Raw genomic sequence first — 20,354 nt, forward strand, 5'->3', positions numbered from 1 at the left:
GGTGTGGGCCGGTAGGCGATCATGAGGCGCTCCCCAGGTCGCGGCGTTGTTCGGCCGCGCGACCGGCAAGAGCCAAGCCGACCAGGGTGGTGCCGGCGGCTCCGAAGGCGAGCTTCGCGAAGAGGGGCGCGACCCACCAGCGCGGCTTGTCATCCAAGGAGCGCTGGACGGTCACGAACGCGCCGATCGTGGCCAAGGTCGCCGCAACGGCCTGTACCCCTGCGCGGGACGGGCGGTCACCACGGCTCGCGGCGGCAGCGGCGGAGGCTGCTGCCGCCGCCGTGGTGAGCACGACATCCTGGGCCGCCGCGCGGCGCTTGGCGATCCAGCGATCGGGATGTCCGGCGAGGCTCCAATGGCTGGGAAGGCGCTCCGGGAGTGACGCACACCGGGCCGCGTAGTGCAAGCCCACCGCCGCGGCGAGCGCGGCAGGCAGGGCGGCCGCGAGGGCGAAGGCGGCGTCCGGCGTCTGGGTGAACGGCGCATCCTCGGCGTCGGGCTCCAGGAGGCCGAGCTTCACGGCGAGCGCACCGAAGTTGAGATCCCAGCCGGCGCCGAAGCTGCGTGGCTTGAAGAGCCGGTCGCTGGCCGGGTCCCAGAGGTTGGCCTTGATCCGCGCACCGGTCGGCGGGCGCCAGTCGTAGGGGATGCCGGCGAAGGTGCCGACACGACGGTCGTGCGGGGCACCGACCGGATCGTCGGCCAGGGGGCCGATCCGCGCGGCGAGGGCGGCCACGTCGGCGGGGGTGGCGTCGACGTCCAGCCCCTCGAGAAGAGCCCCCTGGAGCTCGTCGCGCAACCCGGCGGCGAGATCGGCGTCCAGGGTGCCGGTTGCGGTGGCGAGCCACGACTCGGCGGCCGCGCGGGTCGCGGGTGCGAGGGCGGAGAGGGTGGTGATCATCGGGACTCCTTGAGGATGTGGTCGAGGGTGTCGCGGACCTGGCGCCACGCTTCGGTCTGGGCGGCGAGGGCGGCGCGGCCGGCGTCCGTGAGGCGGTAGTACTTCCGGGGCGGACCCACGGGCGACTCCTGCCAGGTGGACGCGATCGCCCCGTCCTTGAGGAGGCGGGAGACGAGCGGGTAGACGGTGCCCGCGGGGACGGCCAGGCCGGGGCGCTGGGCGAGTTCGTCCACGAGCTGCTGGCCGTAGGTCGGGCCGTCGGCGACGAGGCCGAGCACGGCGAGTTCGACGACTCCCTTGCGGATCTGGGTCGTGTGCGGATCATCGGCTGACACCGTTTCATGGTAGCGCCGGGTACCTTGCGCTGCAAGTATCTTGGTTGGATCAGGTATCGCGGTGGGCGCACCCGTCATGACTAGGGTGGGGACACCGACGGAGAAGGAGAAGCGCGATGAGCGAGGAGAAGAAGGACGGCGGCGACATCGCCTCCGGCCACGGCGAATCCGAAGTGAAGGGACCGGTCTCCGACGACAAGGCCCAGCAGATGCTCTACTCGGGCGGCGAAGACCCCGAGCCCGTGCCCTCCCCGGAGGAGAAGAAGATGATCAGCGAGGGCGGCCCCGTGGGCGAACCTGAGCAGCTCACCGAACAGGACCTGCGTCGCAAGCCCGGCCGCGGGGGTGGGGGCGGCGGAGGCGGCGCCTGGTGACGCACTGATCCGCCGAGACCGTCGGCTGTTCGCCGACTCTCAGGCTATGTCGCGGGCGAGCCCCTCGACCCGCTCGGCGCTGGGCAGGGCGAGGAGGTCGGCCGCGGAGAGGAACAGCTTCGAACCCCGGATTCCCGAACCGATGCAGAGCCAGTCGGAGTCCGCGACGGCGCCGTCCACCCAGATGGGCCAATCAGCCGGAACGCCGACGGGTGTGATGCCGCCATACTCCATGCCGGTGACTTCAACCGCATAGTCCATGGGGGCGAAGGAAGCCTTGCGCGCCTCAAGGCGGCGACGGACGAGACCGTTCACATCGACACGGCGATGGGCAAGGGTCATGCACACTGCGTGGCGCTCGACGCCGGCGCGAGTGCCTCGCACGACGACGGCGTTGGCGCTCGCCTCCATGGGCACGCCATACTTCGCGCAGAGGGCTTCGGTGTCGGCGAATGCGGGATCGATGGCGGCCACCAGGGCGCTGGGCGCTGACACGGACAAGGCTCGCGCAACGGGGTCGGCCAGCAACTCGGGGTGTTCGCGGGCGGGGAGGGGAGCGAGACGTCCGAACACGTTCATGCGCGTCATCCTCGCACGGGCAGCGCGCTGATCGTGACCGGGTGGCAGCGGCGAGCGTGAACAGTTGCACGCCCGGCGCGTGCGTGGGAGTTTCGTGGCATGACTGACCCCCGACTTGTCGAGATCTTTCCGCCGCTGGGATTGCGGGTGACGAGCGGTCCGCTCGAGCTGCGTGGCATCGGCGAACCCGAGGTGCTGGCGCTGCTCGACGTGGTGAAGGGCGGAGTGCATGCCCCGGAGGCCATGCCGTTCGCCTTTCCGTGGACCGACGCGACCGACGCCGACCTGCCCCTCAACTACCTTCAGTGGTGGTGGCGGGGCATGGCCACCTGGGCGACCGACGCGTGGTCGCTCGATCTGTGCGCGTTGTGGAACGGGGACGTCGTCGGCGTGCAGGGGGTCGCGACACGAGACTTCCTCACGTTGCGGTTCGGTGAGACGGGCTCATGGCTGGGCCGACGGTTCCAGGGACGCGGCATCGGAACCGCGATGCGGCAGGCCATGTGCGCCCTGCTGTTCGACCATCTTGACTTCGAGTTCGTCACGTCCGCGGCGTTCACGGACAACCCGGCGTCGCTGCGGGTCAGCGAGAAACTCGGCTACAAGGACAACGGCAGGAGTTGGCAGACGCGGCGCGGGGACAGCTCGACCACGAGACGGTTGCTGCTGATCAAGGAGGACTTCGTGCCCGGTCCGGCGATCGAGGTGGAGGGCGTCGAGGCCGTGCGGACGTTCATCGGTCTCGAGGACGGTTGAGCACAGCGTCGATGTGAGCCTTGACTTCGGCGACGGCCTGCTCGAGTTCGTCTCGGGTCGCCGAGCGCTCGCCCTGCTTGAGGTCGACCAGCAAGTCGCCGCCGGGGGTGAGCAGGCCACGCGCCACCTCCCCCGGCTCGTCAGCGCCTTGACGACCGAGGCCGATCAGCAGCTCATCCCTCGTCATCCCGAGGCGGGACAGGGCACCCTCGTCGACCTCCCCGTCGGCGATCACGTGGGTCGGTCGCCCCTCGATCACCGCATGCAGGGTTGGGTGCGCTTGCGCGAGCCGGTCGAGGCCGGCGTTGACGGCCACGAGCACCACCGCGCCCAGCAGTCCGCCGACGAGTGAGTTGTCCTCGCCGATGATCGCGTTCTGAACGACGTTGCTCAGCAGGAGCACGACCACCAGGTCGAGCGAGTTCATCTGGGCCATGAGCCGCTTGCCGGCCAGACGGATGAGGACGGCGATACCGAGGTAGACGGCCACGGTGCGCACGACCTTCTCGAGCCACGGGATGTCGATGGCAGAGAACAGGGAGACCCAGTCGACGTTCATGGGGCCAACGTAAGCCTGAGGCCGGCCGGTACGGCGCACGCCCCACCGAAACCCAGCACGCAACCCACCGCCGGGGCTCCCCACGACGTTTCAGTGCGCGTCGCATGCTGGAATCCTGTGGACAACTCGCCCCACCCCTGGGGATTTCCTCCGGCGTGACGGATTCATGCCCCCGAGGGCGAATGTGCAGGGCGTGCAGGAACAACTTGAACAGGCCCTCCGCGACCGGGCGGGAGTCGTGGCGCTCCGCACCCATCCCGAGCTCGCCTGGGCGCTCCGCAGCGCGAAGCGCCGCGGCGAGGTCGTCGCCGTCTGGCCGGGCATCTACGCGGCCCAAGGCGATGCGACGGACTTCCGCGTCCGGGTGTTGGCCCTGATCACGGCCGACCCGGATGCGATCCTCATCGGCCCCAGCGCCGAGGTCGCCCTCGGTTGGCGGGTGGCCGAGGCCAACGAGGTGATCACGGCCACCAGTCACCGGCTGCAGACCCAACAGCGCGGCTACCGGCTCGTCCGCCGGCGCATCGCCCCCGACGACGTGGCCACGTGGAGCGACGGCGACGTCCCCGCCGCCGACCGGGTCGCGGTGCGCATCACCGCCCCGGCCGTCACCGCGGTCGATCTCGCCCGCGAGCGCGGCAGCGATGCGGTCGACAACGCCCTGCGACAAGGGGTGACACTGACCGATCTGAACAGCGTGCTCGATCGGTATCGCCTGCCGGGCAACGCCGAACTCCGCCGCATCCTGCGCGATTCGCGCGACGAACCGTGGTCGGCGGCCGAGCGGGTGGCCCAGCGCGCGCTGCGCGACCACGGCATCGAGGGCTGGCTGGCCAACCGAGCCGTGGCCCGCACCGCGACCAGGTTCGCCTACCCCGATATCGCCTTCGACGACCTGCTGCTCGCGATCGAGATCGACGGCTACGAGCACCACGGCGGTCTGGCCGCATTCCTGTCCGACCGCGAGCGCGACCTCGACCTCACCCTGCTCGGCTGGCAGGTGGTGCGCGTCGCCGCCGGGTGGGTGCTCCAGCACGCCGATGAGTTCGCCGCAGCGGTGCAGGCGATCGTGGCGATTCGAGCCACCCTGCTGCGCGCCGCTCCGGCGTGAGGTCAGCCCACGACGGAACGGGCCACGTCCGGGTTGTTCGTGATCACCGCGTCGACGCCCAGCCCGGCCATCCGCTCCAGGTCGGGCACGTCGTTGACGGTCCACACGTGCACGCGCATGCCCAGCGCGTGGCAGTTCTCGACCAGCTTGCGCCGTGTGGCCCGCAGGGGCGGATGGAGGCAGGTCACGCCGAGGCGGCGGGCGTACTTCCACGGCTGGAACAGCGGATCGGAGTACAAGGCACCCAGCGGGTAGGGCGCGCCCAGCTGCATGAGGTGCCGCAAGGAGTAGTGGTTGAACGACGACAGGACCACCCGATCTCCCACGCCGTGGTCGGCGACGATCTGCAGCACGCGTTCCTCAAGCCCCTTGTAGCGCATGCGCGAGTTCTTGAGCTCGATGTTGAGCGTCACGCCCCCCGCGAGTTCGAGCACCTCATCGAGCGTCGGGATGCCGGTTCCCGCGAACCCGGCCATGCCAGCCGATGCGTCCAGGGCGCGCAGGTCGGCGAGACTGTGGTCGGCGACCCACCCGGTGCCGTCCGTGGTGCGCTCGAGTGTTTCGTCGTGGATCACGACCACCTGGTCGTCGCGGGTCAGCTGGACATCGAACTCGAGACCGTCCGCGCCCTGCTCCAGCGCCAGCTCGAACGCGGGCAGGGTGCACTCCGGCGCGTAGGCGCTGGCGCCGCGATGCCCCCAGATCTCCGTCACGCCCTTCATGGTGGCAGGCGGCTCCTGGCGCTCGGCACCGATCCGCCCGTTGGACCCTCGCCCATCCCGTGCGACGATGCCCTCATGTTTCCCGATGGCCGCGTCGGCGCCTACGCCTGGATCGAGCAGGACGACCGCATCCTCCTCACCCTCTGGCAGGGCGATGAGGCCCGCGGCATCGAGCCCCACTGGAGCCTCCCCGGCGGCGGGGTCGAGTGGGGCGAGCAGATCATCGACGCCACCGTCCGCGAGATCCGAGAGGAGACAGGCTACGACGCCGAGATCGGCCCGGTGCTCGGTGTCGCCATCATCGACATCGACCCCGCCGAACGCATCACCGCTTCTGAGAGGCCGCTGCGGCTGGTCCGGGTGGTCTCCCGCGCCCGGGTCACCGGGGGCGAGCTCACCGACGAGATCGACGGCAGCACGCTCCGCGCCCAGTGGTTCACCCCGGCCGAGATGACCGACCTGCCTCTGGAGTCCCTGGTCCACTGGACCCTCGAACTCGTCGGCGCCACCCCCCAGCCGACCCTCTCAACTGATGAGTGATGACCGGCCGCACCCTGCGCTGGCGCCCCGCACGCGGGTAGCGTGCCGCAGGTGAGAGAAACCAGCGCCATCGACCGCCTCGCCGACGACTACACGGCCAAGCTGGTCGACCACAGCCCGATGTTCGCGAGCTACCTCGGTGTCCCCGGACGCGACCACCTCATGGACGACCTCTCCCCCGACGCCCAGGCCGAGCTCGCGCAGCTCAACCGCGAGACCCTCGCGCAGTTGGCCACATTCACCCCGGTTGACGCCGTCGACGAGGTCACCGCCGCCGCCATGCGCGACCGCCTCGGCCTCGAGATCGAGCAGTACGAGGCCGGCGACCACACCGCCGACCTCAACAACATCAACTCCCCACTCCAAGGTCTGCGCGACATCTTCGACCTCATGGGCACCGACACCGAAGAGCAGTGGGCCAACATCGCTGCCCGCCTCACCGCCCTGCCCGGCGCGATCGACGGCTACACCGCCTGCCTCCGCGCAGGCATCGCCGCCGGCAATGTTCCCGCTCTGCGCCAGGTCGAGCTCGGCATCGCCGAGGCGACGGGCCTCGCCGACCCCGACGAGTCCTTCTTCACCACCTTCACCGCCGGCGCCCAGCCCCAGGGCGCCCTCCCCTCCGACGGCCTCGCCGCCGACCTCGCGCGGGGTTCGGACGCTGCCCGTGCGGCCTACGCGGGGCTCGCCGAGTTCCTCCGCACCGAGCTCGCCCCAGCTGCCCGGGCCGACGACGCGGCCGGCCGCGAGCGGTACCAGCGGGCCTCCCGCCAGTTCGTGGGGGCCACGATCGACCTCGACGAGACCTACGACTGGGGTGTCGACGAACTCGCCCGTATCACGGCCGAGCAGGAGGCTGTCGCCCGCGAGATCGCCGGGCCGGGCGCCTCCGTCTCCGATGCCGTCGCCGCCCTCGACGCCGATCCGGCCCGCAAGATCCACGGCACCGCGGCCCTCAAGACGTGGATGCAGGCCACCGCCGACGAGGCCATCGCCGCGCTGGACGGCGTCCACTTCGCCATCCCCGCCCCGGTCAAGACGATCGAGGCCATGATCGCCCCGACCCAGAACGGCGGCATCTACTACACCGGCCCCACCGACGACTGGACGCGCCCCGGCCGCATGTGGTGGAGCGTGCCCAAGGGGGTCACCGAATTCAACACATGGCGTGAGAAGACGACCGTCTACCACGAGGGAGTTCCCGGTCACCACCTCCAGATCGGCCAGGCGGTCTTCAACGCGGCCGAGCTGAACTGGTGGCGCCGGCAGGTGTGCTGGCTGTCCGGCCACGGCGAGGGCTGGGCGCTCTACGCCGAACGTCTGATGGAAGAGTTCGGCTTCCTCGACGACTCGGGCGACCGGTTCGGCATGCTCGACGCGCAGCGCCTGCGCGCCACGCGCGTGGTGCTCGACCTTGGTGTCCACCTCAGCAAGCCGGCCTTCGACCGCTACGGGGGCGGCACGTGGGACTACGACAAGGCGTGGCAGCTCATGAAGGACAACGTCAACATGGACGACGCCTTCCTCCGGTTCGAGCTGCACCGCTACCTGGGCTGGCCCGGCCAGGCGCCGAGCTACAAGGTCGGCCAGCGCCTGTGGGAGCAGATCCGGTCCGACGCCGCCGCCGCGGCCCAGGCGAGGGGCGAGGAGTTCTCCCTCAAGGATTTCCACACCCGGGCGCTGAACATCGGCTCTGTCCCCATGGACGTGCTGCGTCGAGCCCTGCTCGGCTGACCCTCAGCCGTCGAGGCCGAGCGCCGCGTCGGTGCAGGTGTCGGTGCCCACGCGGGCGCGATAGAGGCTGACGGTGCCCGTGTCGAAGAGTGACTCCGCCGGCGTGCAGCCGGACACGGCCAGCATCACCGTGCCCAGCGCGGCGCCCATGATCGTGCGTCGTCGCATCTGTGATCCTCCTCCCGGGGACGTGCCCCGCCTAACCCCAAGGACCTCTTCCAGGGCGACATCCCGGCCAGCGCTGGCTCATCTCGGCGCTGGCCGCCGTGGGGCACAGCGGTCCGCAGTGGATCGATGACCACATCAACTTCGTCGACGGCCACTGGGAGGTGACGCTCGACGAGGACGGCAAACCGGTGACGGTCACGGTGCAGCCCGACTCGCTGGTCGCCCAGGGCGCGCGTGGCTCGGGCGAGAGCATCACCTGGATGCCCATGTAAGAGCAGGCCGTGCAGCAACACCTTTCGGGCGGCGAGGACGACTCCTCGGTGCTCGTGGCCGACTCGACCAGGTCGTGAACCCGTGAGGGTCGGGGCCGTGGCCGAAGCTCCAGTCCTGACCCGCCTCAGGACGCCCCGGGCTCCCGCAGTGTGAACACGAGCTGGATCGCCTGCCGCTGCCCGCCCACGTGCACCACCTGGTCGCCCTCGACGACCAGCTGGGTGCGATGGTGCCGCAGCGCCTCGGCGACGCGCTCGAGCTGATGGTGGGTCTCCACCGTGTGGCCGGCGCTGTCCGGGTCGGTGGCGATCTCGAGGAACGGCACCCCGAGTTCGGACGCCGCCGCTCGGCTCGGTGCCGCGAGGGCGACATGGTCGGGGTGGCCGTAGCCGCCCGCGTCGTCGTAGGAGATCACCAGGTCGGCACCGACGGCGCGGGCGTAGGCCGCGATGTCGGCGGCCACCTCGGCGGGGTCAGCGAGGCTGAGGGCGTCCGCGCCTGCGTTCTCGCCGGGGCCGGCCAAGGTCTCGGCGGCATCACACCAGCGCATGCCCGAGTCGGTGTAGTGGCGGCTGGGCCGGCCGGCCGCCCGGGCGGGGGGCTGCCCCAGAAAGGCGTGGTGCGCCACGCCGAGCACGCGGCAGGCGCCGGCCACCTCGGCCTCCCGGTGCGCCTCGAGGTCGATACCCGCCGGCAGCGAACCGGGCACGACCTCGCCCTGCTCGCCGCGCGACGCGGTGAGGACGGCGACCACAGCCCCTCGATCGACGAGGTCGGCGATGAGGCCGCCGCTCGCGAGCGTCTCGTCGTCCGGGTGGGCGTGGACGAACAGGACGCGACGGGCGGCGTCCAGCAGTGCGGCGGCTCGACTCATGGCGGCAGCCTACGCAGGTCGGCTCAGACCTCGTACTCCGGCGGGTAGCGGTCGTAATCGTGGTCGTCGAGCGGGTGCGGCTCGGCGCCCAGGGGGTGTTGCACCAGGAAGACGGTCGAGAAGACCAAGCCACCCCAGATGATGAGGATGGCGACCACCATCATGATCAACGCGGCGGGGGTCATGCGGACACCTCCTCACCCTTGCGGTCGGTGTACGGCTCGAGGGGCACCGGGGTGAACCGGTCGACCTCGGTGCGCCACCGGAGCATGGTCAGAACGACAGCGGCCACCGCCAGGAACAGCACCGTGCCCCACCCGAAGGCCAGGTTGAACGAGGCCGGGTAGGACGCAGGGTCGTAGCCCTCCACCGCGTAGCGCAAGGCGGTCACCACGAAGATGTAGGTGAGGACGACGGCGTTCAGGGCGAGGAGCCAACGCCACCAGCCCCCCAGATGCAGGGTGGACGTCTGGTTGAGGTGGTGCTGCAGGTCCTTCAGGTTGCGCACGACGAGCACGACGACCACGCACTCGAAGACCGCGGCAGCGAGGATGCCGATGTTGTTGGCGAAGGCGTCGACGATGTCGAGGGCGTTGAGCCCGTTGGTGGTGGTGAAGAGCACCACCGACGCGACGAAGCCGATCGCGGACACGACGGCCACCGCCACCGGGCGGCTGATGGCGAACTTCTCGCGCACGGCCGCGACGATCACCTCGAGGATGCTCACGAACGACGTGAAGCCCGCGATGAGCAGCGAGCCGAAGAACATGACGCCGAAGATCTGTCCGCCGGGCATCGAGCTGATGATCTGCGGGAACGTGAAGAACGACAGCCCGACGCCGGTGACGCCCGTGAGCTCATCGACGCCGACGCCCTGGGTGTGGGCCATGAAGCCGAGGGTCGCGAAGACGCCGAACCCGGCGAGCAGCTCGAACGAGCTGTTGGCGAATGCCGCCACGAGCCCCGTCGGCACGAGGTTCGTGCGGGTCTTGAGGTAGCTGGAGTAGGTGAGCATGATGCCGAACGCGATCGACAGCGAGAAGAAGATCTGCGTGTAGGCGGCCACCCACACGGCCGGATCGGCCAGGGCAGCCCAGTCGGGGGTGAAGAACGCGTTGAGCCCTTCCATCGCGCCGGGCAGGAACACCGCGCGCACGACCAGGCCGAGGAACATGACGAGTAGCAGCGGCACACCGATCTTGTTGAGCCACTCCAGCCCGCGGGAGACGCGGCCCACCATGACGGCGACGGTCAGCGCCCACAGGATCACGACCGGCCAGAACACGGCCCAGTCGAGGGTGAGGGCGAAGCCGGGGTCGGAGAGGTGGAGGAAGTCGGACACGAAGAAGGTGGTCGGCGAGTCGGCGGCCTCCCAGGCCAGCGTCGTCGAGAAGCCGATGTAGCGCAGGGCCCAGGCGAGCACGATCACGTAGTAGCTCATGATCGCCACACAGATCGCCACCTGCAGCCAGCCGATCACCTCGAACCGCTTGCCCAGCCGCCGGAACACCGCGGGCGCGGAGCCGCGGTAGCGGTGGCCGAGCGCGTAGTCGAGCATCAGGATCGGGATGCCCGCCGTCAGCAACGCCACGATGTAGGGGATCATGAACGCCCCGCCGCCGTGGGTGTAGGCGACGCCGGGGAAGCGCCAGATGTTGCCGAGGCCGACCGCCGATCCGATGGCGGCCATCAGGAACCCGAACTGGCCCGAGAACTGTTCGCGGGCCGGCGCGGCTTCGGTGTTGGACATGGTGGTCCCTTCGGGAGCTGCGATGGACGACGCGCAAAGCTACTCCCGGACGCCGCGGCGACTGGCACGTCTCAGCATCCGTGCGCCCGGCGCTCCCCGGGCCGGGCCCTCAGGCGTGCCCGAGCACCCAGCCGGGCCGCGGGAAGTGACAGGTGTAGCCGTTCGGGATGCGCAGGAGGTAGTCCTGGTGCTCGGGCTCGGCCTCCCAGAAGGGGCCCGCGGGTTCGATCGTGGTGACGGCCTTGCCGGGCCACAACCCCGAGGCGTCCACGTCGGCGATCGTGGCGCGCGCGACGCGTTCCTGCTCGTCGGTGAGGGGGAAGATGGCCGACCGGTAGCTGGTCCCGAGGTCGTTGCCTTGACGGTTGAGGGTTGAGGGATCGTGGATCTGGAAGAAGAAGGCAAGGATGGCGCGGTAGGTGGTGCCCGCCGGGTCGAAGACGATCTCGACCGCCTCCGCGTGACCCGGATGGTTGCGGTAGGTGGCGTGATCGTTGTGCCCGCCGGTGTAGCCGACGCGGGTCGCGACGACGCCCGGCTGGCGCCGGATCAGGTCTTGCATCCCCCAGAAGCAGCCGCCGGCGAGCACGGCCGTCTCGAGGCCGTCGCGCTGGGTGATGGTTCCGTCGTCGGTCACGGCGTTCCTCCTGGTCAGCGAACGCTCAGGCCAGCGCGATGAGCTGGACGAGCAGGATCTTCACGATCGTACCCAGCGCGAACAACGCACCGTAGGCGGAGCCGATCCGCTCGTCGTTGACCCGCGCATTCGCGTAGGCGAGGATCGCCGGCTGCCCGATGAAGCCGCTGAGCGCCCCGGCCGTGCGCTGCGCCGACAGCTTGAGCAGCCACGCCGCCGCGATGAGCACCACCGCGCCGATGACGAGGGCAACCGCCGCGAGCGCCACGACCGTGAGCCCGGTGAGCGTGAACGCCTCGTGCAGGAACGAGTACCCCGACGCCAGCCCGACGCTCGCGAGGAACACCATGAACCCCACCTGGCGGGTGGTGGCGTTGACGGCGTGGGGCAGGTCCCAGCGGAAGGGTCCGGTGCGGTGCAGGGCGCCGAGCACCATGCCCACCACGAGCGGTCCCGCGGCGGCGCCCAGGCCGAACCGCAGCCCACCCGGCAGCGGGATCGTCACGAAGCCCACGAGCAGGCCGAGGCAGATGCCGAGGCCGAGGCTGAGGGCGTCCACCTGGGACACGCGCCGCTCGGAGTCGCCGAAGAAGGTGGCCGCACCCTCGAGCTGCGCGCGCGGTACGACGGCGAGGACGCGATCCCCCGGCTGGAGGACGAAGTCGTCGCGGGCGAGCATGTCGATGTCGCCGCGGCGCACCCGGGTGACGATGCCCTGCAGTTCGCCGGTCATGTTGAGGTCGGAGACGGTGTGCCCGAACAGGATCGGGTTCGACACGACGAAGCGGCGGAAGTCGACGTCGCGGCGGTCGAGGGTGAGCTTGTGCTTGCTGGTGTGGCCCAGCACGGATGCCGCCCGCGCGACGTCGTCGGGGTTACCGACGACCAGGACACGATCGCCCGGGCGCAGCGCCTGCCCCGGCGCGAGGACGCGGATGTCGCCCGCGCGCTCGTGGTAGGAGATCTTGATGGCCTGGGTGAGGTAACCGGGAATGTCGGCGAGTTCGGTCTCGTGCTCCACCCGCACGCTGTCCGCCGTGAGGCCGGCCTCCGCCAGCGACGGGCTGTCACCCGTGCCCGGCCACCGGCGCCCCACCACGAGCGCGACGAGCACCATGCCGACGACGACGCCCGTGGGGTAGCTGAGCGCGTAGCCGACGAGGGTGTCGCTCGAACCGCCGGTGACCGCGATGGCGGTGTCGATGGCGGGCGAGGTGAGGACGCCGGCGTACAGGCCGGCGACGTGCGCGGGGCTGAGGCCGCCCAGCCGCGCCAACCCTGAGGCAGCGCCCGCCATCACCGCCAGCCCGACGGTGCCGGCAACCATGAGGTGCCACTGCCGCTTGAGGTCGGAGAGGAAGGTGGTGCCCGCCGCGAGTCCGACCGTGTAGCAGAACAGGACGACACCGAGGGACTTCACGAGATCGAGCCCCTGGCCGAACCGCGGATCGAGCGCTCCCACCACCAGCCCCATGAACAGCGCCCCGGCTGCGCCGAAGCGCACGGGACCGAACGGGATCTGCCCGAACAGGCCGCCCAGCGCGATCGTGATCATCAGAACGAGCAGCGGGTGGGCTGCGAGTGCGTCGAGCACGCGAACCTCCTCGTCGGGGACGGCCACCAGTCTGCACCCGCGGCCGCCTGCCCGCCGCCGGCTTCGCACTGCGGACGATCGCCCGAACCCTCCGGATCCCAGCACGCAGCGCCCCCGCTCCCGCCTGCGCGACGATTCAGCAAACGTCGCGTGCTGGGATGCGGAGGGGCGGGCATGACAGCTGTCACCCGCGACTGGTGACACCGGCCTCTGGGACGCGCTACCGGGCGACGCAACGCTGGAGTCATGACGAACACAGCAGCCATCACCCTCCGCGGGCTCGTGAAGCGCTACGGCACCCTCGTCGCCGTCGACGCCCTCGATCTCGACGTGCCCGCCGGCCAGATCCTCGCCCTGCTCGGGCCGAACGGCGCCGGCAAGTCGACGACGACCGAAATGGTTCTCGGGCTGGTGAAGCCCGACTCCGGATCCGTGCACGTGTTCGGCCAAGCACCGAGCGAGGCCGTTCGGCGAGGACACATCGGGGCGATGCTGCAGAACGGTTCTCTGCTCGCCGACATCCCGGTGAAAGCGCTGCTCGGCATGATGCACGGCCTGCACGCGCACCCGCTGCCCCTGGGCGAGGTCATCGAACGCGCCGATCTCGCTTCCATCCTGCGGTCGAATGTCGGCAAGCTCTCCGGGGGGCAGGCACAGCGGCTCCGGTTCGGTCTCGCCATCATGGGCGACCCGCGCCTCCTCATCCTCGACGAGCCCACCGTGGGCATGGACGTCGACGCCCGGCGCCGCTTCTGGACCACCATGGACGACCTCGCCACCGGCGGCCGCACCGTCGTCTTCGCGACCCACTACCTCGACGAGGCCGACGAGTTCGCCGACCGCATCGTGGTCATGAACGCCGGCCGCATCGTCGCCGACGGCACCGGATCCCAGATCAAGGCCATCGTCGGCGGACGCCACGTGCGCTTCGCCGGCCCGGAGGCCGACTGGGCCGCCCTGCCCGGTGTCGTTGCCGCCCGCCCCGAAGGCGGCGGCTGGCTCCTGACCTGTTCCGACTCCGACCAGACGCTGCGCGCCCTCCTCACGAACCCGGCCGTCCGCGACGTCGAGGTCACCGCCCCCCGGCTCGAGGACGCCTTCCTCGAACTGGTCGCCTGACCGCACCACCATCCCCCAAGGAGACATCCCATGAACACGCTCACCACCGCCGCTCCCGCCCCCTCCGCCTCCCCCGCGAGGGACACCGCCACCCCCACCGATCGCCCGACCCCTGCCGTGCGGCACGTCGCGCACTACGTGGCGCACAGCGTCCTCGCCACGCTGCGCGACTGGGCGTTCCTGGCGTTCGTCGTCGCCATGCCGACGACCATGTACCTCTTCTTCGCCAACATCTACGGCGACCAACAGTCCGGCGCCAACAACGGCGCCAGCGTCGCCGCGGTGATGATGGTCACGATGGCCACCTATGGCGCCCTCGGCGCGGCGATGAGCGCAGGCGCGCAGATCCAGACCGAGCGGGCGACCGGCTGGTTCCGGCAGCTCATGCTCACGGCGCTCACGCCGGCGCAGTTCCTCGTCGCGAAGATCGCCGTCGCCGTCACCGTCATCGTGCCCGCCATCGGCGCCGTGTTCGTGGCCGGCGCGGCCCGCGGCGTCCGCATGGACGCCGGCACCTGGGCGGCATCCGGCGCCCTCATCCTCGTGTCGCTGTTGCCTATGGTCGTCCTCGGGCTGGTGATCGGGCTGTGGCTCAAGCAGGCGGCCGCGGGCGCGGCGACCACCCTCACCATGCTGGCCCTGTCGATGCTCGGCGGGCTCTGGTTCCCGCTCGACCTGATGCCGGACGCCATGGCCGCGATCGGCCGGACCCTGCCCTCCTACTGGGCCGGCCGGATCGGCACCTGGCCGATCGCCGGGGGCGACTTCCCGTGGCAGGGCGTGTGGGTCATCGGCATCTGGACGGTTTCGCTCGTCGTTCTCGGCGCCCTGGGCTACCGTCGGGCCGTGCGGACCTCCCGCCGCTGAACCTCATGGCACACACCGACCTCGATCCCGACCTCACGGCCCCCGCGTTCGACCCGGGGGCCGTGGGCCTGCCCTGGTGGCGGCGCGCCCTGGCGCAGGGAGCGGGCTACTTCCTGCCCAGTTCGCTGTTCGTGTTCGTGCCGTTCCTGTTCGCCGAGGGCTACACGCCGCTCACCTGGGTGCTGGCACCGCTGTGCGCGGTGGGCATCCTGGTGTTCTTCCTCGGGACCAGCCTCGTAGCCCACTGGAGTGAAACGGGCCGATGGCTGTGGATCGCCGGCCTGATCGGGTGCATCGTCGCGCTGGGCTGGGTGACCGACGGCGATGCCCGCGCCACCTACTTCATCGCCTACGTGACGTCCGTCGTCGCGGTGCTCATGGCGTGGCGCAAGGCCCGGATCGTGATCGTGGCGGCCTCCCTGCTCGCGCTCGCGTGGGCGCTCGCAGCGGGCGACACCTTCGGCGTGGTCATGTCCCTGTTGGGGTTGACGATGGGGTGGGGCATCGGGTCGGGCATCGAGCGCGGCCGGATCGAGGCGGCCCTCAAGCGTGCCGAGGAACGCACCGCCGTTCTCGCCGTCGCCGCCGAGCGCGAACGGATCGGCCGCGACCTCCACGACATCCTCGGCCATTCCCTCACCGCGATCGCCGTCAAGGCCGATCTTGCCCGCCGCCTGGTCGGCCGCTCCGACGACGCCGCTCGGGCCGAGATCGATGCCCTCGCGGCCGTGGCCCGCCAGGCGCTCGCCGACGTGCGCGCCACGGCGTCCGCGATGCGCGAGGTGCGGCTGGCGAGCGAGGTGGCCTCCGCACGGTCGGTGCTGGAGGCGGCCGGCGTCGAGTGCCGGACGCCGTCCGCCCTGCCGGTCCTCGACGACGCCCGCTCCGAACTCTTCGGCTACGTCGTGCGCGAGGCGGTCACCAACGTGGTGCGGCACGCGGGGGCGTCGGTGTGCACGATCGCGGCCGACGACGCGTCCGTGACCATCCGCGACGACGGCGTGGGCCTGCGCCCGGACGCCGTGCGTACCGGTCTGCGCGGTCTCGCCGAGCGGGCGGACGCCGCCGGTGGCCGTCTGATCGTGACCGGTGGCGACGGCACGACGGTGCGGCTGGAGCTTTCGCCGGCCGCAGCGGTCTCGACCGGCTCGACCAGCGAGAGGGGCTCGACCAGCGACGGGCCGACCGAGGAGGAGGACGCATGATCCGGATCGTGGTGGCGGACGACCAGACGCTGATCCGGACGGCACTGGCGACGACGCTGGCCATCGAGGACGACCTGACCGTGGTCGGCCAGGCGGGCACGTGCGCGGAGGCGGTTGAGGTGTGCGCCGAGACGAGGCCGGACGTGGTGCTGCTCGACGTGCAGATGCCCGACGGTGGCCTGCCTGCCGAGGACGGCATCGAGGCGTTGCCGGCCCTGCTCGCCGGGGCGCCGGCGGCGAAGGTGGTCGTGCTCACGACCTTCGGCCGGCCGGGCTATCTGCGGCGGGCGATGGAGGCGGGAGCGGTCGGGTTCCTCGTGAAGGACACCCCGATCGACCGGCTGATCGAGGGGATCCGGAAGGCGGCGTCCGGGTTGCGGGTGGTCGATCCGGATCTGGCGGTGGCGTCGTTGTCGATCGGTGCGTGTCCGCTCAGCGAGCGGGAGGCGCTGGTGCTGGCCGCCTCGGCGGGTGGGGCGTCGACGGGCGCGATCGCCGCGACGGTGCACCTCTCCGAAGGCACGGTCAGGAACTACCTGAGCAGCGCCATCAGCAAGCTGGGCGCCCGCAACCGCGCGGAGGCGTTGCGGCTGGCAACCGAGAACGGCTGGGTGTGATCAGCCCTTCTGCGCCAGCTCGAGGGCGGCGGCGACGGCCAGCGGCGGGCTGACGAGCACGTGCAGTTGCTCCGGCAGATGCTTCAGCGCCCCCATCAAGCTGGCCTGCGCGAGGACCACGAGGTCGGTGCGCTCAGCCAGGTCAAGGGTGGCCTTGGCGACGGCCTCGGCGTAGAGCTCCTCCTCGCCGGCCTCGAACTCGAGCCAGGCCCCCGCCACGATGACCGGCACGATCTCGATCTCGGTGCCGGCGGCCTTGGCCTCTTCCTTGAGGAGGTCGATGGTGGGCACGAGAGCGGACGCCAGCGCGGACACGACGCCGATGCGTCGGGCGGAGGCGACGGCGTCCTTCGCGACGGGCCGGTCGACGCGCAGGACGGGCACGGAGGCGCCCTCCCGCTCGGCCACGCCGGCGATCGCGGGGCTGGTGCAGACGATGACGTCGGCCCCCTCGGCGGCGAGGTCGTCGAGCACCGCGGCAACCTGGTCGGAGACTGCGTCGGCGCCCGCGAGACGCGCTTGGGCCAAGAGCTGGTTCTCGACCCGGTGCAGGGTCTTCGCCTGTGGGTCGGCGTCGGCCACGAGCGCGTCGAACGTGGCGATGTGCTGGGGTGAGGTGTGCAGGAAGGCGATGGTCGTCATGATGGTTCGAGGGTAGGCCCAAACGCATCCCTCACGAAGCCGATCGCGTCGGACTCCTCCAATCCGAGCCCCCGGATGCGCTCCACGTAGGCACGCGCCGCCGCGGCCCCCTCCTTGCGGCTGGACGCCAGCGTCCCGGTCACGAAGGATCCGTGCCGGCCCCGTGTCTCGATGATCCCGGACGCCTCGAGCTCGCGGTAGGCCCGCGCCACCGTGTTGGGGGCCACGCCGAGCTCCGCCGCCAGGTGCCGGACGGGGGGCAGCCGGTGGCTCGCGGGCAGCTCGCCCGAGGCGCGTTGCGCTGTGATCTGCGCCTTGATCTGCTCGAACGGAGGTGTCGGCAGGGCCGGGTCAACGACGAGCATGGTCGAGCTCCCCCGTCCTCGGTCCGGGCGTGGCTCGGCGCCGCGCAAGCACGCCACCCCAGATCGCGACCGCTCCGACGGTGACGAGGTAGCCGACCGTGATCGCCGGGAGCCAGCCGACAGGCTCGCCGGCCGACCCGGAACCGCCGTAGGCGAAGGCCGAGATCGAGACGCCCACGGCGAGGAACGGGCCGGTGAGGAGCAGGCCGGTGAGGTCACGGGACCGGATCGCGTCGCTCCACGCGAGTTCGCCGGCGCTGGCCGCGAGCTGCGGCTGCCGCGCCACCCACAGGGCCAGGAGCCACGCCCCCACCAGGGCGATCAGGCTGATGCTCCCCAGCGCGAGCACCCAACCCGCGAGGTCAGGACGCAGCGCGAGCGAGCGCGGCACGTAGGCCGCGAGGAAGGCCAGGTGCAGCACGGCGGCGAGCCCCCACGGCAGCACCGACACGTAGTCGCCCAGGCTGCCGACCCGGCCGTGGGACGCCCGGGGCCCGGGGGCGCGGTTGTCCAGGGCCTCCCGGGCACCCAGCACGGCGATCACCACCGCCCGACCGAAGAAGGCGGCCGTCAGCACCACGAAGCCCACCGCTTGCACGGTGGGGGGAGGTCCGGCGAGAGCGAGCGCCACCACCGCCACGGCGACCACCACCGCGCTGCCCGCGAGCGCCAGGCGTTCCCGTGCCTTCTCCCGCGCGATGAAGGCGGCGGTGGCGTCCACGTCCGGGGTGTCCCCCGGCTTCAGCACCCCGCCCCGCACGTAGCGTTCGCGGCGCACCGCGTCCGAGGCGAACGCCTGCACGTTGGCGAGCACCACCGCCATCGCCCCCAGCAGCACCGCGAAGGCGATGCCGTAGCCGTCCATGACTCCTCCTTTGTACTGCCTTATGTATCAATCGTAGCAGTACAAAGCGTGGCGTCAAGCCATGTCCTGGGACAGACGTGCCACGTGCAGCGTGAGGTAGAGCAACTCGTCCTGGGTGAGGGCCGCTTCGTCCAGGCGCAGGACCACGGCGATCCGCTCGGCACAGGCGTAGGCGGCCGGGTGTGCCTTGCGGATCGCAGCGAGCAGACCCGACGAGGCGTCCGCGAACAGCCGCCGGTCGTGCATCCGCACGAACAGGTAGCGCAGGTGGGTCACGAAGCGCGCCACGCTCATGGAGTCCGGGTCGAGCTGGACGCCCAGCGACGACTCGACGATGCGCAGGATCTGCCCGATCTGCTCGGTCATCCGGACGGTGGCGTCGAGGCCGGCGCGCGCGAAGCGGGCGTTCACCAGGTGCATCGCGAGGGCGACCGCTTCGTCGTCGGGCAACTGCCGTCCGAGCCGGTCGCCGACCAGCCGGACCCCCTCGCGGCCGACACTCAGCTCGCGCGGGTAGAGCTGGGCCACTTCCCACCGCAGCGGGTATGCGAACGCGATGCCTTGGTCGAGCCGCTCGAGCGCGTAGTGCAGGTGATCGGCCATCGTGAGGATGAGTGCCTGCGTCACGGGGGTCTCCAGATCGGACGCCGCCCGCTCGACGATCGCGCGCGCCACCCGGACGACCCGGAGCGGAACCTCGGAGAGGAAGGCCACCAGGCTGTCCACGGGGTGTGAGCCATCGGGGGCGAACGTCTCGGTCACCCGATCGGGGTCGACCAGGTCGCCGGGCTTCAGTCCGTAGCCGATGGCCTTGCCGAGCACGATCCTGACTTCACCGGACGACTCGACCATCACGGCGTTGTTGTTCAGCACGCGCGTGACCCGCATGGTTGGCGCACCCCCTCCTGCTCACCAGTGTGGGGGAGGCCACACCCTCGGCGTGGCCTCCCCTCCGCATCCATTGCCTCAGTTGACGACCACCAGGCCCGTGTTCCGCATGGACGCCGGCCCTTCGGCAAGCACCTCCACCTTGGCGAACCGGCTGGCGTTGGTCACGACGACCACCGTCGTGTTGTCGAGGCCGGCGGCGTCGATCGCGTTCAGGTCGGCCACCGCGAGTGGATCACCGGCGCGCACCTGCGTGCCCTGGGCGACCACATGGCTGAACGGAGCTCCCTTCAACTGGACCGTGTCGATCCCGACGTGCACGAGCACCTCGACGCCGCTCGCCGACTTGATGCCGAAGGCGTGACCCATCGACACGAGCACCGTCCCGCTGATCGGGGCGACGATGGCGCCGTCGTCGGGGATGACCGCGAAGCCCGGCCCCATCGCGCCGGAGGCGAACACCTTGTCCGAGACCTCCGCGAGCGGGATGACAGTGCCGGCGACGGGGACGAGCACCTCGGTGTCCACGTCGGACAGTGTGGCGACGCTCCCCTCGACCGCACCGGCAGCCGTGGTCGCGGCGTAAGCGGCCGCCGCTCCGCCCGACACCTTGTCACCGTGCCGGGCGTGCTCCTTCTCGAGCAGCGCCTGCTCACGGTCCTTCACCAGTTCCTCGCGGGAGATGCCGAAGAAGAAGGTGCCGAGCAGACCGGTGAAGAAGCCGATCGCCGTCGCGATGACCAGCCAGTGGAAGGTCGAACCGAACCCCATGGGGTCGCCGAACCCGATCGGGAGGGTCAGAACTGAGGCCGCGCCGGTGCCGTAGATCTTCACCTGCATGGCGCCGCAGAGGATGCCTCCCAGGACGCCGCCCACGAT

At 70.9% G+C, this 20,354-nt stretch carries 26 protein-coding genes; 10 read left to right on the forward strand and 16 right to left on the reverse strand.

Annotated elements, in window-relative coordinates:
• Window positions 1-19: 19 nt before the first annotated feature.
• Window positions 20-901: a DUF1648 domain-containing protein gene (locus tag Q1K57_RS13350; RefSeq protein WP_300083432.1), complete on the reverse strand. Its 882-nt coding sequence runs from the start codon at window positions 899-901 to the stop codon at window positions 20-22.
• A complete protein-coding gene (locus Q1K57_RS13355; RefSeq protein WP_300083434.1) occupies window positions 898-1,236 on the reverse strand; it encodes a PadR family transcriptional regulator in 339 nt (112 codons plus the stop codon). The genes Q1K57_RS13350 and Q1K57_RS13355 overlap by 4 nt, the downstream gene beginning before the upstream one ends.
• A 116-nt stretch (window positions 1,237-1,352) precedes the next feature.
• On the opposite strand from Q1K57_RS13355, the gene Q1K57_RS13360 reads away from it, so the two are divergent.
• Entirely contained in the window at window positions 1,353-1,610 is a 258-nt protein-coding gene (locus tag Q1K57_RS13360) for a hypothetical protein (RefSeq protein ID WP_300083436.1), read from the forward strand.
• Window positions 1,611-1,649: 39 nt separating this feature from the next.
• Here the strand turns inward: Q1K57_RS13360 and Q1K57_RS13365 are convergent, their stop codons facing one another.
• Entirely contained in the window at window positions 1,650-2,198 is a 549-nt protein-coding gene (locus Q1K57_RS13365) for a YbaK/EbsC family protein (RefSeq protein WP_300083438.1), read from the reverse strand.
• Window positions 2,199-2,288: 90 nt separating this feature from the next.
• Between Q1K57_RS13365 and Q1K57_RS13370 the strand changes: the two genes are divergently transcribed.
• Window positions 2,289-2,945 carry a GNAT family protein gene (locus Q1K57_RS13370; protein WP_300083440.1) on the forward strand — a complete coding sequence of 219 codons (657 nt, stop codon included), beginning with the start codon at window positions 2,289-2,291 and terminating at the stop codon, window positions 2,943-2,945.
• Here the strand turns inward: Q1K57_RS13370 and Q1K57_RS13375 are convergent.
• The gene (locus Q1K57_RS13375) at window positions 2,923-3,504 is read right to left on the reverse strand and encodes a YetF domain-containing protein (RefSeq protein WP_300083442.1); all 582 of its coding nucleotides are present in this window, start codon (window positions 3,502-3,504) and stop codon (window positions 2,923-2,925) included. The two genes, Q1K57_RS13370 and Q1K57_RS13375, sit on opposite strands and share 23 nt — an antisense overlap.
• Before the next feature lie 193 nt (window positions 3,505-3,697).
• Here Q1K57_RS13375 and Q1K57_RS13380 point away from each other — a divergent pair, with 193 nt between their 5' ends.
• On the forward strand, window positions 3,698-4,615 hold the full coding sequence (locus Q1K57_RS13380) for a hypothetical protein (RefSeq protein ID WP_300083444.1): 918 nt from the start codon (window positions 3,698-3,700) through the stop codon (window positions 4,613-4,615).
• Window positions 4,616-4,617: 2 nt separating this feature from the next.
• Here the strand turns inward: Q1K57_RS13380 and Q1K57_RS13385 are convergent, their stop codons facing one another.
• Window positions 4,618-5,328 (reverse strand): glycerophosphodiester phosphodiesterase, encoded by a 711-nt coding sequence (locus Q1K57_RS13385; RefSeq protein ID WP_300083446.1) that lies wholly within the window; start codon window positions 5,326-5,328, stop codon window positions 4,618-4,620.
• 84 nt (window positions 5,329-5,412) lie between these two features.
• Here Q1K57_RS13385 and Q1K57_RS13390 point away from each other — a divergent pair, with 84 nt between their 5' ends.
• Together Q1K57_RS13390 and Q1K57_RS13395 are read left to right on the forward strand one after the other, a co-directional pair.
• Window positions 5,413-5,877, forward strand: a complete 465-nt coding sequence (locus tag Q1K57_RS13390; protein ID WP_300083448.1) for an NUDIX domain-containing protein — start codon at window positions 5,413-5,415, stop codon at window positions 5,875-5,877.
• Between the two features lie 120 nt (window positions 5,878-5,997).
• A complete protein-coding gene (locus Q1K57_RS13395; RefSeq protein ID WP_300083480.1) occupies window positions 5,998-7,611 on the forward strand; it encodes a DUF885 domain-containing protein in 1,614 nt (537 codons plus the stop codon).
• 3 nt (window positions 7,612-7,614) lie between these two features.
• On the opposite strand, the gene Q1K57_RS13400 is transcribed toward Q1K57_RS13395, so the two are convergent.
• The gene (locus tag Q1K57_RS13400; RefSeq protein ID WP_300083450.1) at window positions 7,615-7,779 is read right to left on the reverse strand and encodes a hypothetical protein; all 165 of its coding nucleotides are present in this window, start codon (window positions 7,777-7,779) and stop codon (window positions 7,615-7,617) included.
• A gap of 98 nt (window positions 7,780-7,877) precedes the next feature.
• Between Q1K57_RS13400 and Q1K57_RS13405 the strand changes: the two genes are divergently transcribed.
• Window positions 7,878-8,051 carry a hypothetical protein gene (locus Q1K57_RS13405; RefSeq protein ID WP_300083452.1) on the forward strand — a complete coding sequence of 58 codons (174 nt, stop codon included), beginning with the start codon at window positions 7,878-7,880 and terminating at the stop codon, window positions 8,049-8,051.
• Between the two features lie 125 nt (window positions 8,052-8,176).
• Here the strand turns inward: Q1K57_RS13405 and Q1K57_RS13410 are convergent, their stop codons facing one another.
• From Q1K57_RS13410 to Q1K57_RS13430, 5 genes are all read right to left on the reverse strand, one after another.
• Complete coding sequence (locus Q1K57_RS13410; protein ID WP_300083454.1) at window positions 8,177-8,926, reverse strand: PIG-L family deacetylase; 750 nt, start codon at window positions 8,924-8,926, stop codon at window positions 8,177-8,179.
• Between the two features lie 23 nt (window positions 8,927-8,949).
• On the reverse strand, window positions 8,950-9,111 hold the full coding sequence (locus Q1K57_RS13415; protein ID WP_300083456.1) for a methionine/alanine import family NSS transporter small subunit: 162 nt from the start codon (window positions 9,109-9,111) through the stop codon (window positions 8,950-8,952).
• Window positions 9,108-10,676 (reverse strand): sodium-dependent transporter, encoded by a 1,569-nt coding sequence (locus tag Q1K57_RS13420; RefSeq protein WP_300083458.1) that lies wholly within the window; start codon window positions 10,674-10,676, stop codon window positions 9,108-9,110. The genes Q1K57_RS13415 and Q1K57_RS13420 overlap by 4 nt, the downstream gene beginning before the upstream one ends.
• Window positions 10,677-10,785: 109 nt before the next feature.
• A complete protein-coding gene (msrA, locus tag Q1K57_RS13425) occupies window positions 10,786-11,313 on the reverse strand; it encodes a peptide-methionine (S)-S-oxide reductase MsrA (RefSeq protein WP_300083460.1) in 528 nt (175 codons plus the stop codon).
• Between the two features lie 25 nt (window positions 11,314-11,338).
• Window positions 11,339-12,868, reverse strand: a complete 1,530-nt coding sequence (locus Q1K57_RS13430) for a TrkA C-terminal domain-containing protein (protein ID WP_300083482.1) — start codon at window positions 12,866-12,868, stop codon at window positions 11,339-11,341.
• A gap of 285 nt (window positions 12,869-13,153) precedes the next feature.
• On the opposite strand from Q1K57_RS13430, the gene Q1K57_RS13435 reads away from it, so the two are divergent.
• The 4 genes from Q1K57_RS13435 to Q1K57_RS13450 are packed head-to-tail and all read left to right on the forward strand — an operon-like array spanning window position 13,154 to window position 16,715.
• Entirely contained in the window at window positions 13,154-14,026 is an 873-nt protein-coding gene (locus tag Q1K57_RS13435) for an ABC transporter ATP-binding protein (RefSeq protein WP_300083462.1), read from the forward strand.
• A 30-nt stretch (window positions 14,027-14,056) separates the two neighbouring features.
• Window positions 14,057-14,893: an ABC transporter permease gene (locus Q1K57_RS13440; protein ID WP_300083464.1), complete on the forward strand. Its 837-nt coding sequence runs from the start codon at window positions 14,057-14,059 to the stop codon at window positions 14,891-14,893.
• A gap of 5 nt (window positions 14,894-14,898) precedes the next feature.
• Window positions 14,899-16,098, forward strand: a complete 1,200-nt coding sequence (locus tag Q1K57_RS13445) for a sensor histidine kinase (RefSeq protein WP_300083466.1) — start codon at window positions 14,899-14,901, stop codon at window positions 16,096-16,098.
• Window positions 16,095-16,715: a response regulator transcription factor gene (locus tag Q1K57_RS13450; RefSeq protein ID WP_300083468.1), complete on the forward strand. Its 621-nt coding sequence runs from the start codon at window positions 16,095-16,097 to the stop codon at window positions 16,713-16,715. Before Q1K57_RS13445 ends, Q1K57_RS13450 begins: the two co-directional genes overlap by 4 nt.
• On the opposite strand, the gene Q1K57_RS13455 is transcribed toward Q1K57_RS13450, so the two are convergent.
• The 5 genes from Q1K57_RS13455 to Q1K57_RS13475 all read right to left on the reverse strand — a co-directional run.
• Window positions 16,716-17,357, reverse strand: a complete 642-nt coding sequence (locus tag Q1K57_RS13455; RefSeq protein ID WP_300083470.1) for an aspartate/glutamate racemase family protein — start codon at window positions 17,355-17,357, stop codon at window positions 16,716-16,718.
• Window positions 17,354-17,722, reverse strand: coding sequence for a GntR family transcriptional regulator (locus Q1K57_RS13460; protein WP_300083472.1), 369 nt, complete (start codon window positions 17,720-17,722; stop codon window positions 17,354-17,356). Before Q1K57_RS13460 ends, Q1K57_RS13455 begins: the two co-directional genes overlap by 4 nt.
• Window positions 17,709-18,587 carry a hypothetical protein gene (locus Q1K57_RS13465; protein WP_300083474.1) on the reverse strand — a complete coding sequence of 293 codons (879 nt, stop codon included), beginning with the start codon at window positions 18,585-18,587 and terminating at the stop codon, window positions 17,709-17,711. The genes Q1K57_RS13460 and Q1K57_RS13465 overlap by 14 nt, the downstream gene beginning before the upstream one ends.
• Before the next feature lie 54 nt (window positions 18,588-18,641).
• Window positions 18,642-19,475 (reverse strand): PRD domain-containing protein, encoded by an 834-nt coding sequence (locus Q1K57_RS13470; protein ID WP_300083476.1) that lies wholly within the window; start codon window positions 19,473-19,475, stop codon window positions 18,642-18,644.
• A gap of 78 nt (window positions 19,476-19,553) precedes the next feature.
• The coding region (locus tag Q1K57_RS13475; protein ID WP_300083478.1) for a glucose PTS transporter subunit IIA at window positions 19,554-20,354 on the reverse strand (801 nt) is incomplete at its 5' end.

It is taken from the genome of Propioniciclava sp. (assembly GCF_029977985.1).
GTDB lineage: Bacteria > Actinomycetota > Actinomycetes > Propionibacteriales > Propionibacteriaceae > Propioniciclava.

Bases quoted from the DNA above. Each gene is read 5' to 3' on its own strand.
- Q1K57_RS13420 (WP_300083458.1), bottom strand. From the start codon at position 10,676: ATGTCCAACACCGAAGCCGCGCCGGCCCGCGAACAGTTCTCGGGCCAG.
- Q1K57_RS13400 (WP_300083450.1), bottom strand. From the start codon at position 7,779: ATGCGACGACGCACGATCATGGGCGCCGCGCTGGGCACGGTGATGCTG.
- Q1K57_RS13455 (WP_300083470.1), bottom strand. From the start codon at position 17,357: ATGACGACCATCGCCTTCCTGCACACCTCACCCCAGCACATCGCCACG.
- Q1K57_RS13410 (WP_300083454.1), bottom strand. From the start codon at position 8,926: ATGAGTCGAGCCGCCGCACTGCTGGACGCCGCCCGTCGCGTCCTGTTC.
- Q1K57_RS13415 (WP_300083456.1), bottom strand. From the start codon at position 9,111: ATGACCCCCGCCGCGTTGATCATGATGGTGGTCGCCATCCTCATCATC.
- Q1K57_RS13470 (WP_300083476.1), bottom strand. From the start codon at position 19,475: ATGCGGGTCACGCGCGTGCTGAACAACAACGCCGTGATGGTCGAGTCG.
- Q1K57_RS13395 (WP_300083480.1), top strand. From the start codon at position 5,998: ATGTTCGCGAGCTACCTCGGTGTCCCCGGACGCGACCACCTCATGGAC.
- Q1K57_RS13465 (WP_300083474.1), bottom strand. From the start codon at position 18,587: ATGGACGGCTACGGCATCGCCTTCGCGGTGCTGCTGGGGGCGATGGCG.
- Q1K57_RS13440 (WP_300083464.1), top strand. From the start codon at position 14,057: ATGAACACGCTCACCACCGCCGCTCCCGCCCCCTCCGCCTCCCCCGCG.
- Q1K57_RS13390 (WP_300083448.1), top strand. From the start codon at position 5,413: ATGTTTCCCGATGGCCGCGTCGGCGCCTACGCCTGGATCGAGCAGGAC.
- Q1K57_RS13365 (WP_300083438.1), bottom strand. From the start codon at position 2,198: ATGACGCGCATGAACGTGTTCGGACGTCTCGCTCCCCTCCCCGCCCGC.
- Q1K57_RS13370 (WP_300083440.1), top strand. From the start codon at position 2,289: ATGACTGACCCCCGACTTGTCGAGATCTTTCCGCCGCTGGGATTGCGG.
- Q1K57_RS13460 (WP_300083472.1), bottom strand. From the start codon at position 17,722: ATGCTCGTCGTTGACCCGGCCCTGCCGACACCTCCGTTCGAGCAGATC.
- Q1K57_RS13445 (WP_300083466.1), top strand. From the start codon at position 14,899: ATGGCACACACCGACCTCGATCCCGACCTCACGGCCCCCGCGTTCGAC.
- Q1K57_RS13435 (WP_300083462.1), top strand. From the start codon at position 13,154: ATGACGAACACAGCAGCCATCACCCTCCGCGGGCTCGTGAAGCGCTAC.
- Q1K57_RS13360 (WP_300083436.1), top strand. From the start codon at position 1,353: ATGAGCGAGGAGAAGAAGGACGGCGGCGACATCGCCTCCGGCCACGGC.
- Q1K57_RS13375 (WP_300083442.1), bottom strand. From the start codon at position 3,504: ATGAACGTCGACTGGGTCTCCCTGTTCTCTGCCATCGACATCCCGTGG.
- Q1K57_RS13350 (WP_300083432.1), bottom strand. From the start codon at position 901: ATGATCACCACCCTCTCCGCCCTCGCACCCGCGACCCGCGCGGCCGCC.
- Q1K57_RS13450 (WP_300083468.1), top strand. From the start codon at position 16,095: ATGATCCGGATCGTGGTGGCGGACGACCAGACGCTGATCCGGACGGCA.
- Q1K57_RS13430 (WP_300083482.1), bottom strand. From the start codon at position 12,868: ATGATCACGATCGCGCTGGGCGGCCTGTTCGGGCAGATCCCGTTCGGT.